Consider the following 12626-nt stretch of genomic DNA (forward strand, 5'->3'; position numbering starts at 1 on the left):
ATGAGTCGTAAATGTAACTCATTACCTGCTTATTCAGACAGAACTTCGTTAATATTTAACTTTATTTCATCCCAACGTTCTTTTGAGATAGTGGTTCCGATAACCTGTATAACATTTCCTGAAAGAATGGAACCTATCTTAGCACACTTTTCCAATGAATAACCGCAAGTAAGCCCATACAAGAATCCTGCTGCAAAATAATCACCGGCACCTGTGGTGTCTATCACTTTTTTTACCGGAATAGCCGATACTCTGACCTCTTCCGTACCCTTACGAATCAGCGAACCCCTACAGCCTATTTTCACAATAGCAATACTGCATAGCTTACCGATTATTTCCAAAGCCTCCTCAGGTTCTTTACCTGTGAATGCCTTCGCCTCTTCTTCATTAGCAAATACAATGTCTACATATTTACTTATTAATAAAGAAAAGAATTCCTTATCTTCCTCCACGATATTATAACTGGCCATATCGAGACAAATTTGCAATCCGGCTTCCTTTGCCAGTTTAATAGCACGGAGAATCATATCATGGTCTTGTACCAGGTATCCTTCAATATACAGATAAGCATACCCCTTGAACATATCCAGTGATAAATCTTCAGCTCTCAACGTAGAAGCAGCTCCCAAGTATGTCCCGAAAGTACGTTCGCCATCCGAAGAAATAAAAGTAGATGCCACTCCCGAAGGTAAATCAGAGAGGAGCAAATTGTCTTCAATATTGTTTTTCTGGAGATTTTCGCGGAAAAAGTTTCCATAATTATCATTTCCCACTTTTCCTATAAAACCGGTAGCAGCTCCAAGACAAGAGAGTCCAAGAATAGTATTTCCAGCCGATCCTCCGGTTGCAAGGAGGGTCTTCATGTTACTAAATTTCTCGTTAATCTGTTGTAACTTAGCGTCATCGATGAGTTGCATGCTTCCCTTTGGTAAACCCATTTCATCAAGGATAGTATCATCTTTCAGAGTTGCAAGTACGTCTACAAGGGCGTTGCCCAAACCAATTATTTTGTCCATTTTGATATTTTTTTTGCAAAGATATTGCATATTTCAAAATATCCTATTACTTTTGCATCGCAATTGAGAAAAACATTCTTCCTTAGCTCAGTCGGTTAGAGCATCTGACTGTTAATCAGAGGGTCCTTGGTTCAAGTCCAAGAGGAAGAGCAAAGTTTAAATTCTTGATTGCAAATTATTCTTCCTTAGCTCAGTCGGTTAGAGCATCTGACTGTTAATCAGAGGGTCCTTGGTTCAAGTCCAAGAGGAAGAGCAAAAAAGTCCGTCTTTATGGCGGACTTTTTTGTATTTATTCTCTTCAATCAAATAGCAATGCCACCTTTATCCTTTGTGGAACTGATTAAAGATCAGCGCAAGCTAATTCTGTTAAGTTTATTCAGCCATAGCCAATGTTAGTACGCTTATACGTACCCTATCCGCTTTCTCAAAAGCAGAAGCACAGGCTACGGTAGTAGCTCCCGTGGTAAGTACATCATCAATAATGAGTATATGCTTTCCCACGAAAAACTCCGGAGTAACAAGATGAAAAATACCGTCCACATTTTCCCAACGTTCAAACAAAGACTTACGGGTTTGTGTTTCGGTATTCTTCTCACGTACCACACCGGAGGTTTCTACCGGTATGGAAGTTATGGCAGAAATTCCGCGAGCTATCCATTCACTTTGATTATAGCCACGTAATTTTTGCTTTTTCTTATGAAGTGGTACAGGAACAATCACATCTACTCCTTCAAAAAAGCCGGAAGAGAGTAATTCTGCTGCCATATAACGCCCCATCGCTTCTCCTATTTCTTTTTGACCGCCATACTTCAATTGATGAATAATATGACAAAAATCACTTCCCCGTTGATAAAAGAAATAAGCCGTAGCTCTTTCCAGAGGAATTTTTCCCAAAAACAACTGCTCTACCAGATTGTTTTTAATCCGATGGTATCCCGTACGGGGTAATCCTATGTTACAGCGGGTACATAAACACTCCTCCCCTTTTGCCAACGGACCACCACATACCAAACAACAACGTGGAAAAAAAAGAGAAAGAAAAGAGCTAAACCAGTCTCCCATGGCACTTAATGATTAAAAAGCCCCTCCGGTGGAAGTTCTTTTACCAGACTCTGCAGGAGTGAATGGATACTTCCGTTCGTTGCAATAATATGGTGTCCTTCTATAAAATGTTTATTCCCATAAAAATCGGTCACCTCTCCACCTGCTTCCAATACGATCAATGCAGCTGCAGCATAATCCCATTTACCAATAAATGCTTCCAGCCAACCTTCAAAGCGTCCGGCAGCTACATAGCAAATAGCAGCAGCGGCAGAACCATTCATACGAATACCACCTACTCTGCCATAAAGATTATCTAACAGATGCAGCGCCGTCTGTTTGTACGCTTTGTCATTGTAAGGCAGTTCTATAATAAGAAAAGAATTGGTTATATCCCTGACTTCCGAAACTTGCAACTGTACGCCATTCAACCAGGCCTTCCCTCCTTTCCAGGCATAAAAGCACTCGTCACGACAAACTTCATAAACGACACCAAGCAATAATTCATCCCGATTACGCAGCGCAATACTAACACAATAGGGGGCATTATCATGGATATAGTTGGTAGTCCCATCCAGTGGATCAATTACCCAGCAATAGGGTTCATCATTGTAAGTAGCCGACCCTTCTTCAGCAATAAATCCCGCCTCAGGAAGCAAAGCCGAAAGTGCTGTAATCAATTTTTTCTCCGATTCCTTATCTACATAAGAAACATAATCGTGCGTACACTTCTCGACAACATATTCAGAACGAAAATGTTTCCGTTCCTCTCTTAGAAAACTACCGATAGCATTTGCGATACAGCATACATCGGCAGTCAATTGTTTTAAATCTAACATATCATTTTTAATTTAATCTTCCGATTTTTCCAAAGAATACAACTTCGACATTCCCGCATAAATACCTGTATCAGAAAAATCACATACGATCGTCTTTGTATCCTTAGCTACAGAAGGGATACAAACATCCACACGAATAACGGATTGCGCCTGTGCAGGATCTGCAATATGAAAACAGGAAGCAGAATTCTCCATATCCTTAAAGAGTAGTGCACAACCTTTATCCACCTTTACAGTGATCTTACCATGGCTGAACGTTGCAGCCCGATAAAACACCATCTCCCAAACATCCAGTTTCTTGTTTCTGACCACCTGCATCGAATCGCTATTGGCAAGAATCTCTATATTACTTGCCGGATAAGCAGCCATGTCTTCTGCCGTCTTTTTATTAGGAACCACAATATAAGCATAAGTCGCATCCCTGGGTGATAGTCCATGATCAAAACCCAAGGTAAATACATCTGTATCCTGCTCCATCTTCGGGGCAGCTGTATTGATATCATACCAGTTGCCGGACTGGGTTTTATTACTTAGAAAAACATTCCCCCCCATAGGGAATACATAACCCACTTCATTGTGTAATACCCAATTCAGCTTATTTTTATAGAAATAATTTCCTGCTCCTACTGTAGAAACCTGATTATTATCGGATATGCTAACCGGAACCTTGTCATTGAGCAAACATTGATTCACCGTTGTACTGACACTCTCTGTTGCAGTAGAGGTAATTCCTGCACCCAGACATACAATCTCATCATCAAAAAAGAACCATGCCTTTTTTGCAGTGGTATTTACTCCTGCATAATTGTCCTGATAAGCATAGGCCGTTACACCATAGATACTGTCTGATACACCACCGGCAAAAGTGGATGTTCCTCTCGTCTGCCAGTCACTGGCAGCTTTAGGAATAGTTGTCATTTGCGGTGCCGTCACTCCGGGTATTTTTGCCCAGTCCCACACCGGGAAAATATTAAAATACTCATCTCCCTTTACTACTATATTGGTACAACCATCCGAAAGAAAATAAGTTTTCAGATTCTCTCCATTACCATACTCACACCGCATAGTACGAGAAGAAGCCATACGAACATCAAATGCATACCCCGGACGTACATGCAACGTATAATCTCCGATAAAATAATGCGTATGACATGGTTTCACAGCATAATCCGCTGGTTTCTTTCCGGCAAGGCGATCTACAATCGCTGCATATTCAGCCGCATATTCCGGATCCAGAACAATCATTCGCTTAGCAAATTCAGCCATTGCACTTTTATCCAGAATACCGGGACGGCTTACTCCGCGTCCCAACACATCATATGACATATATTTACCACGAATCGTCTGGTAATAAGTACCCCGCATGAACTTACTCAAAAGCGCCAATTTATCTGCTGGTAAAGCATACTGGGTACCTCTTGTATACATAGCCACCTGAGTCACTCCTTTCAGTATCTCATCACCATAACCACCTATATACAACTGTACTCCATGCTGAAAGTAACAATTATCATATTGAAATCCCTCTTTAGTAGTATATACAACAGTACTATACGAATAGCCAATAGCCTTCTTCAACATTTCCTCATCGGATGTCAGACAAGCCCGGTAAATCCAATGTAAGGCAATATCAGTCATATTGGCCCCAGTCCATTTGGCCGGATCACCACCTTCAGCTTTCATCCGTTCCAATGTTCTATGTTCAAGATCGGCCGGAATATGCTTTTTCCCCGTGCGCATCTGAATCAAAAGAACCCCTATCCGTTGTGGTTCGGCTATCTGATTGTACCACCAGTTACTACAATTCGGATTGCGCCGGTACCAATATTCAAGTGCAGCCACAATCTTACTATACAATGCTTCCTGCCGATAGTGTTTATTCTTCGGATTTGTATAGGCAAAAACAAAATCATAGACACGGTCAATGTGAATCAACGGTTCCCAGTTTGTACGATCCGTACGACTATAATCTATATCTGTGAATGAACCATCAACAGCATTGTACTTAGTCAGATATTCATCAATAGAAGGATTGCCGGCAAAATCTGCCCGTATCTTATCCATCAACATTTCAAATTCATTTACTTCTCCGGGCGAAGGAGGTAAAAGGCGGGCATTTACCATGGTCGGCAGAAAAGATACTGCAAATACAACCAATACTACTATACAACGAAACACTGTTCTCATAGTCTGTTTTTTATAAATTACTGCTATAAATTGTCAGTAAAGTTGGCAATTTTCCATGAGATACAAGCTATTATACGCCATATTTTTCCTCTTTTTAATATCCAGAAGAGCGTGATACAGTTCTGTTCCAATGATAATTAAATACTATATTTTACAAAAAGTATAAAAATCGGAACATTCGCTGCCTGTAGCTGTTTTACTCCTATAAACAATTAAAACAGAACGATTATGAGTGGTATTATTAACAGAAACAATCCTATTGCCGAAGAGAACATTGATCCTGACGGACGTCCGGCGACTGATAAGTTTGAAGATTGGAGTAATGAAGTATCAGAAACCGAAAATGTATTTCATGACACCAAAGAAAACGTTACTAAAAGCAAGAAAGAACGGATCAAAGAAATGGATAAAGTCATCAAAGAAGATCTGAAATGAGACTGTGTTTCTTCTATCAGAAGATGCTGATTATCAAGCATTAAAAAAGTACGTACTTTTATACTGCAAACTAACGTATTTAACATAGCGTTAAATACGTATTTAAGTAGTAGTGAAATACGTACTTTCTTTATATAAAGAATCTATTTATTGGTATACACATCCACCTTAAACTCTTCAGCAGGAAGAGTCGTAAGTTCTTCATAAGGGGTAAGAATTGACTGAATACCTCCCTGCCCTACACCCGAAGTACCGCTATTCGTACGAATATACTTTCCACAAACAGCCATATCCCAATCAGTACGGAGGCGCCAGTGAGCATCATCTTCTGTAGAATTCAGTGGCGAAGTACCTACTACCTCACCAGTAGACAAAGAGATATAAGTCCACTGCGTATCACTCAATCCGGATAAGGTAACCAAACGGTCTTCCTCTTGTATAACAGATTTCTCCGAAGCACAAGAAGTAAACAGACCTATACATATTAAAATAAAGATAATCGGTTTCATAACTCTTTTTTTTTACAGTTATCAAGGCAGAGGAGCATAACGAATGGTCAGCTTTCCATTCTTCCGGTCGTATCCCTGGAACTGTAATTTAACTGTTTGTCCGTTTGCTTTACGAACCACAAACGGGTGAGACTGAGGAGTATTAGTATCAGGAACCAGCCACTCCACAGGACTGGCTGAAAGTCCGCTTTCTATAGTAGAAGAGGTAGAAAGCTTTAACTCTCCTTTGATAGGCAGATCTTTCTCTGTACACGCATATTCTGTTCCAGTGCGATAGTCATTCACAGAAAAACTGTTTATTTTCCCTTCCCCTAATTTCCCGTTGCCAATTTGCCTGACAATCAGAAAATATTTGGGAGAGCGGAAAGACTGAAAATCAGCTAATTTATCTGTAAAGTTAAGCCCTACTTCAATAGTCTTGAAAGATTCAAGTGTACCGTTTCCCTGCATATAATAGTCACCGCCCTGTGTCAACATTAACGGATAATCTAATATGACGGAAGGAGAAGCGGCATCTCCTTCGGCTACACCCAAACGAAAATAGAGATCATTACGGGATGTATAAGTCAACTTCACCCGAAAAACAACAAGCGGAGTATGAATCTCCGGTTCTACCATAAGTGCCTCTGCATCCAAATCGGCAAGACCACCCTCAGCAGCAGGGAGTAGAAAATATTTATAAGGATAATAGCACTTACCTTCACTTCCCCACCAGGTTCCCCAGGAATTTACTACAATAAAAGCTCCACGCTCGTCTTCAGTAATCTCTCCATCACCATTTAAATCATAGGCTACCGTATCATCATACCCGGCAATGGTAAGAGCATGTGCTCCGTCCGTACCGGGACGGGTGATCATATGTGTCAATCCAGTGACAGATGTCCCCTTATAAGTAACCTCTTTCCAGTCAGAGCTCTTGCACGAAAAAGTAACCACACCACCCGGTTCTCCCTCTTCGCCACGATTATAAAGATACTGGCGAAGGCGATCTATACCTTCCCGCGTCTTTAGAGTAAACTTTGAGTAACTTTTCACCCGATAATTCATAGCGCGAAGATATTTATCATAACCAGTCATCCAGGTAGTAGAAGAGGTGACAGCACTCTCATCATTCATATCACTCAATGTTACAGCACCAGCTACCTTCATCATGTTATAACCCAGTTCAGGATGAGAGCCCTGGTCATTTCCTTCATTCAGATAATTCCAGGTAAAATGATAATTGAATATGTGTTCAGGGCTATCAGCAGCACGATCAAGCAAACGGTTCAACTCATAAGTATAAACATAGCGCACACCAGAGGCTTGTGAGCAGGAATTACCCAACTGAGAAAATACAGGAGGGAAATATTTCAAGGTTGAATTATCTACACCCTCCGGGAGTACAGCAGAGGAGGCAGAACGTGTATTCGTCCCCCACTCCGGTATTCTTTGCCTGCGGGAGATATCCTCCTGCGTCAAAGGCTTCACCGGATAAACAGGGCGTACCTGCTGTGCTACCGATGACAGACCGATAGCAAGCAGGTAAGCTATTAAAATTATATACTTTCGTGAATTATTCATTTACGATGATTCATTATCCGATTATAAGTTTTAAGTGCCTCATCACGCACAACTTGTGAATAACGGCTATCCTGACTCATAGCCTGTGCCACCTGGCTTATTTCATTGTGGCGACATGACATCCTGAACCATCCCAGTGCTTCAAGCAATGAAACCTGAACCGGTTCATTATCCGTTTTCTGGAGATACTCCAATAACTGAGGAATCTGGCTGTGCACATTATAATTGCGTAAATAGCGGATACGCCCCAACCGTTGATTCACCGTCAGACTATCATCTGCATAAATAGAACTAATATCTTTCAGCCAACGGTTAGAATTTACTTCAATAGCACGTTTAATGCCTTGCTCTGCCTTTTCGCTCTCTACATACAGCGACGGATTAAACTGTTTCTGAAACTCAGCCGTCAATGCTTTTTCCGGGAGAAGTGCAAGTGCCTGTTTTACATTAAATTCAATACGCTCCGCTGTATTATTACGAATGGCAGCACGAATCAATGCAGGAACCAAACGATCATCTCCATTACGAGCAATCATATTGATAGCAAAACGCTGGATCATTTCATAACTATCGGATACAGCTAAATCAAGACAACGGATAAAGTTATCATCGTCATATTCAGAAAGTAATACCAGACATTCCATACGCACGATATCAGACGGGCTACTCATAAACTTATCCAACAGTTGTTTGGAGTTCATCTGTCCGCCATCCGAAAGCTGCCTCAATGCCATAGCCTGCAAAGCAGGATAAGAACTATTCAGTTGTTTCTTCCACCAGGCAGCATTTTTAGTTGAAAGCACCTCATTGATATCAAATCCCAGAGCAACGGGAACAGCAAAATGAAAAGTAGGATCACCAATCAAATGCCCTTCCAGATAAGGATTTTCCATCGCCATACGCCCAACTCTCATACCCAGACCAACAAGTCCCAAATAACGATCTGTCCACTTCTCCTGTAGCACGTTTACACTGTTTGCAAGTACAGCCATTGTATTGCCCTTACCCGAAATATAGGCACCGGCTATATATTTATCTTTATGGAAAGAACCGTTGAAACAAGCATCCAGCACGATAAAACGGGCATTGGGAGTATAGTTGTCAAAGTCTTCAATATACAAATCGAGACTACGCAGAAAAAGAGAATCTTTTTGGGTGATTTCCGGATCAAAACTACCTTCAAACCAGGAAGCCGGCAGATCATCGAAACGCTTACTTAATACCAACTGTATCGAATCAGTATTCTTTCCCTTCTCACGGGCATGACGCATTGTTTCACGCAAATAAAGCTTGATGCCCTCCACCTGATCTTTAGTAGTCTGCGGTTCGGGCAGATCATTCATATATTCTATTTCCACATCTCCGTGATGATGGAGAATAGCGATATCAAGATCATTGCGCTGAAGTTCGGACATCAGGCGATACTTCACAGCAGCATCCCGTTTGTGATCAATATACTCAATGCCATTTTGCTGTATCCGTGTCCAGGGAAAGTTTTCAACTAAAGCTAACTTCTCATCAATCCGGGCCATCATAGATTCGGATACATACCCCTGCCCACTGAAGTAAAGTAACTGATCGGCAGGGTTAGTATTTTGCTTTAAAGCCACTACCTTTTGCAGATAAGCACGTAACTTATCATATTTAGAAGCATCATCAGCCGACATTTTTATACGTCCCGAATAGATTTCAGGAGACAGAAATTGCGGAGAATCCGGAGACAGAGAGTAGTAGTAATACAATGGATACTGCTCATCTTTATCCAGAAAATTGAACTTCAGATCGAAGTCGTCATAGAAACGGTCAGAAGGCACCGATGATTCGGTACGGGGAAAGGTTTCCTGATTCATTTTAAAAGCAGAAGTCAGGTGTTGTGCATCACGTATCATAGGTACCGGAATATCCCCTACAAAAACAGCTCCTTCAATAGGGCATTCCTTTTGAAGATACAACTGTTGAAGCTGAAAGCGAATCGAATCAGGGACTCCCCAACGGTCTACAATGATGTAGGTCTTTAGTCCGTCATTCTCTACAGCCTTAGCATAATTATCTATATCCGTACAAGCTTCCTTATAGCTCACCGGATCAACTACAATAGCGAAACCCCGTTGAAGTTTTGCAGCCAATGCAACAGAGGTTATTGTTCCGGTAAGAATCAGTAAGCTAACTATTCTTTTTATCATTTTTCGTCTATTACTTTAATTCATTAAAAAGTCAAATTCACACCCACATTTAATTGATTACGGTTTGTACCGTCCAGAGGTACATAATCTCCCGTGTAATGTTTCAATGTATACTCCGCATATACTCCCAGCCACGAGTGAAAACCGGAAATAGCAAGAGGAACCTGTGCCTTTGCACCTATATTCCCTTGACAGTAGGCAGCTGCAGAGGTTTCAAAAGCAGGAAGGCTATAAACTGTTTTCAGCTTCAGTCCATCAGCTGAAAAGCTGGAAGAAAGCCTGTGATTATACATCCCGTTAAGATAGATGCTAAGCAGACTTTTCTTAATAGGAAGGTTCTTACAGGCATTCAGTACAGCATAAGCAGCCGTATATTTCTGTAAATAAACCTCCGGATAATTTTTTATATCAGACTGACGGACTCCGGCCTTCACCTCCCAGGTGAAATGTGGCAGCATTTGCCGCATCCGGTCCATACGGTAGGTAAGTGAAGCATCCGTCCGTTTCTCGATATGGCATACGGAAGCATCTTTTACTTCCCATACGGTATTGCCATCTGCATCACTGGACTGTGTCTGGATATACCACGTTCCTTCTACTTTATTATGCGAGGCCTCAAGGGTGACATTATGCATTGTTCTCTCTCCGGAAATCCGAAAACGGTTCGTTAAAGAGAATCTTGTACGTGCATACTTTCCTCCTTTATATTTATTACTGCTGCTACCATCTATTGCTTCTTCTGTAGATTTCTCGTAACCTAACTCAAGAAAATCAGCCAGATGAGCCGCATTATTCCAACCTAACTGCAAATTACCCTGATAAGCAGTTCCGATGTATCTCCGTTGGAAGCCAATCGCCTGCTGACTTTCATAATTTCCCATACCCCGGAACAAAAATAATTGATAGGTCTCGTAAGTTTTTACCAAAGTATAATTCACCGATTCACCCAGCCAGCGTACACCGGCAGAAGCACCAATTCTGAAGTTACCCCATTGATAATTCACACCCGGATTGAGCAAAAAGCGCATTCCTTTGATATCGGGGCGAGGATCTGTCTGATCCGCACTGCTTCCAACCTCATATATCGCTCTTAACCCGGCTCTCCAATGTGCATTAATCTCATAAGAGAAACCTCCATTAAGTCTGAACTTCTCCACATTGTAATCACCCGTAAGTGAGTCGGCTACAATAAACGGGTTATCATCAGCTATAAACAGCGTACTGTTCCATTTCCGGTCCGTCTGTTTACCATTCTCATAGCTGACATCTCCTTCAAAAGTTATTTTGCCAATCCGCTGTATACCAAACAAGCTTCCACTCCACCAGTGTTCACGCGAGGACTGATCTACCAACCGGAAGTCACCCGAAGAACGAAGGAAGTTAATGTTGATATCCGTCACACTACGCAGAGGTGAATCGGAAATTGCTGTCGGATTATTACTGCCGTATTGTATATTGCCCAGATAGAGCACATCCTGATACAAGCGTAGCGAATCTTTCCCGCCTTGCGCATGGCAAAGGCAGGAAAGAAACAAACCTATTATTAAAGAGAATTTCAGCTTTACAAACATAACTCGTTTTTTCTTTATTTATCTACTCCTGTCGGATGTGTTCCCGGAGTAGGAGTTTGTCCACCCAGAATGAAATCTTCGCTGGAGTTGTTTGTGTCTTTATACACCACCCGACCGTTATTAATAGCAATTACTTTACGACGGAGGCTCTTACCGGAGTATGCGCTGCTCGCCAAAGAGCCGTTAGAAGAACCGTCTACCCATGCCATACCCACATCTTCAGTAGATTTCAGGTGTTTATACCGATCGCTTTCTATAGCCGGCACAATATCAATACCATCAATTACATATTCACGTGGAATCATCAGCTGTGCTTTGTCGCTCTTACCGGGAGCCACCATCATATTCTCCGGATCAGCCACAAATGTTACATTCGTCATACCTGCCGGGAGTTTAGCCAAAATCAGTGCCTGCCCATCTACAGAAGGCATGAAATCCATACCATAGGAAGCATTCAGATAGAGACAATCCATATTAGGAATTCCATTGATATCTGTGTCGGAAATAGAGAACGGACCACAATAAATATCCCAGTCAGCTGTGCTCAAATCTACCGGAGAAGCTACATCATCACCTGTCAATTGACGTTCATTGTGTTTGATAGGATTCGTCGCAACCACCACACTTTCACCGGGTTGAAGAGGATGTTCCTTACCTGTTCCCGGGAAAGCAACGGTAAAGCTTGCCATCGGATAACGATCTAATAATTCTCCGTTTTCATCTACCCAGATAGAAGGAGAAGGAACATATACATTTACCGGAAGACCGTTGTCTACAATACCTAAGATAACTCCATCAAGATACTGCACTTCATCCGAGTTATTATAGATTTCATAGAAGGCATCTTTGAAATACCAGTCTTTCACTCCTGTAAAATAGACTTCTTTAAAAATCAATCCACTACCAGAGGCAATTGCCAAAGGTAAACTTACAGATTGATCGCTATAAACAGAAACTTTGCTTACCAACCCGTTCAGATTGTAATCTTTAGCACTACCTGATGCGCGGAAATCATATTCACCGGCATTCAAGGTAAACGAAGCTTTACCATCTACCGGATTAGCTACCGATTCTTCGGATGTTTGAGTATTAACGGCTGTTATTACCAATTCTGTTACATCCGCCATACTGATATCCGTGGGAAGAATCACAGTTACATCCACTGTGTATTTCTTTGCGATGTTATCATTCTCATCATCTGAACACGATACCAAAAACAACATTGCCAACAAAGGCAATAAACAAAACAACTTTTTCATCTTTAGTTTTCTTTTTTAGTTAT

The 12626-nt window shown here is 41.4% G+C and carries 10 protein-coding genes and 2 tRNA genes; 3 read left to right on the forward strand and 9 right to left on the reverse strand.

The genetic code is table 11. From position 1 onward, the window contains the following. Window positions 1-29 precede the first annotated feature (29 nt). Window positions 30-1016, reverse strand: a complete 987-nt coding sequence (locus tag K8P02_RS16890) for an adenosine kinase (protein WP_195349197.1) — start codon at window positions 1014-1016, stop codon at window positions 30-32. Between the two features lie 76 nt (window positions 1017-1092). Between K8P02_RS16890 and K8P02_RS16895 the strand changes: the two genes are divergently transcribed. After that, window positions 1093-1166, forward strand: a tRNA-Asn gene (locus K8P02_RS16895). A gap of 29 nt (window positions 1167-1195) precedes the next feature. Beyond that, window positions 1196-1269, forward strand: a tRNA-Asn gene (locus tag K8P02_RS16900). A gap of 119 nt (window positions 1270-1388) precedes the next feature. On the opposite strand, the gene K8P02_RS16905 is transcribed toward K8P02_RS16900, so the two are convergent. From K8P02_RS16905 to K8P02_RS16915, 3 genes are read right to left on the reverse strand one after another with little or no spacing between them, the layout of a single operon-like run. Further along, on the reverse strand, window positions 1389-2078 hold the full coding sequence (locus K8P02_RS16905) for a ComF family protein (RefSeq protein WP_025867042.1): 690 nt from the start codon (window positions 2076-2078) through the stop codon (window positions 1389-1391). A gap of 5 nt (window positions 2079-2083) precedes the next feature. Beyond that, the gene (locus tag K8P02_RS16910; protein WP_002558202.1) at window positions 2084-2896 is read right to left on the reverse strand and encodes an inositol monophosphatase family protein; all 813 of its coding nucleotides are present in this window, start codon (window positions 2894-2896) and stop codon (window positions 2084-2086) included. A gap of 12 nt (window positions 2897-2908) precedes the next feature. Continuing rightward, window positions 2909-5083: a polysaccharide lyase 8 family protein gene (locus K8P02_RS16915; RefSeq protein WP_195349201.1), complete on the reverse strand. Its 2175-nt coding sequence runs from the start codon at window positions 5081-5083 to the stop codon at window positions 2909-2911. A gap of 228 nt (window positions 5084-5311) precedes the next feature. Between K8P02_RS16915 and K8P02_RS16920 the strand changes: the two genes are divergently transcribed. Next, window positions 5312-5518 carry a hypothetical protein gene (locus tag K8P02_RS16920; protein WP_025867043.1) on the forward strand — a complete coding sequence of 69 codons (207 nt, stop codon included), beginning with the start codon at window positions 5312-5314 and terminating at the stop codon, window positions 5516-5518. Window positions 5519-5661: 143 nt separating this feature from the next. On the opposite strand, the gene K8P02_RS16925 is transcribed toward K8P02_RS16920, so the two are convergent. The 5 genes from K8P02_RS16925 to K8P02_RS16945 are packed head-to-tail and all read right to left on the reverse strand — an operon-like array spanning window position 5662 to window position 12603. After that, entirely contained in the window at window positions 5662-6027 is a 366-nt protein-coding gene (locus tag K8P02_RS16925) for an HmuY family protein (RefSeq protein ID WP_025867044.1), read from the reverse strand. 21 nt (window positions 6028-6048) lie between these two features. Next, window positions 6049-7590, reverse strand: a complete 1542-nt coding sequence (locus tag K8P02_RS16930) for a C1 family peptidase (protein ID WP_195349203.1) — start codon at window positions 7588-7590, stop codon at window positions 6049-6051. Beyond that, window positions 7587-9773, reverse strand: coding sequence for a HEAT repeat domain-containing protein (locus tag K8P02_RS16935; RefSeq protein WP_025867045.1), 2187 nt, complete (start codon window positions 9771-9773; stop codon window positions 7587-7589). Before K8P02_RS16935 ends, K8P02_RS16930 begins: the two co-directional genes overlap by 4 nt. A 23-nt stretch (window positions 9774-9796) precedes the next feature. Then, complete coding sequence (locus K8P02_RS16940; protein ID WP_025867046.1) at window positions 9797-11344, reverse strand: DUF6850 family outer membrane beta-barrel protein; 1548 nt, start codon at window positions 11342-11344, stop codon at window positions 9797-9799. Between the two features lie 14 nt (window positions 11345-11358). Next, on the reverse strand, window positions 11359-12603 hold the full coding sequence (locus tag K8P02_RS16945; protein WP_223381559.1) for a DUF4876 domain-containing protein: 1245 nt from the start codon (window positions 12601-12603) through the stop codon (window positions 11359-11361). Between the last annotated feature and the right edge of the window lie 23 nt (window positions 12604-12626).

The organism is Bacteroides nordii (genome assembly GCF_019930665.1).
GTDB lineage: Bacteria > Bacteroidota > Bacteroidia > Bacteroidales > Bacteroidaceae > Bacteroides > Bacteroides nordii.

Excerpts from the sequence above, each read along its gene's own strand:
- K8P02_RS16935 (WP_025867045.1), bottom strand. The coding sequence starts at position 9,773 with ATGATAAAAAGAATAGTTAGCTTACTGATTCTTACCGGAACAATAACC.
- K8P02_RS16910 (WP_002558202.1), bottom strand. The coding sequence starts at position 2,896 with ATGTTAGATTTAAAACAATTGACTGCCGATGTATGCTGTATCGCAAAT.
- K8P02_RS16930 (WP_195349203.1), bottom strand. The coding sequence starts at position 7,590 with ATGAATAATTCACGAAAGTATATAATTTTAATAGCTTACCTGCTTGCT.
- K8P02_RS16905 (WP_025867042.1), bottom strand. The coding sequence starts at position 2,078 with ATGGGAGACTGGTTTAGCTCTTTTCTTTCTCTTTTTTTTCCACGTTGT.
- K8P02_RS16915 (WP_195349201.1), bottom strand. The coding sequence starts at position 5,083 with ATGAGAACAGTGTTTCGTTGTATAGTAGTATTGGTTGTATTTGCAGTA.
- K8P02_RS16920 (WP_025867043.1), top strand. The coding sequence starts at position 5,312 with ATGAGTGGTATTATTAACAGAAACAATCCTATTGCCGAAGAGAACATT.
- K8P02_RS16945 (WP_223381559.1), bottom strand. The coding sequence starts at position 12,603 with ATGAAAAAGTTGTTTTGTTTATTGCCTTTGTTGGCAATGTTGTTTTTG.
- K8P02_RS16890 (WP_195349197.1), bottom strand. The coding sequence starts at position 1,016 with ATGGACAAAATAATTGGTTTGGGCAACGCCCTTGTAGACGTACTTGCA.
- K8P02_RS16940 (WP_025867046.1), bottom strand. The coding sequence starts at position 11,344 with ATGTTTGTAAAGCTGAAATTCTCTTTAATAATAGGTTTGTTTCTTTCC.
- K8P02_RS16925 (WP_025867044.1), bottom strand. The coding sequence starts at position 6,027 with ATGAAACCGATTATCTTTATTTTAATATGTATAGGTCTGTTTACTTCT.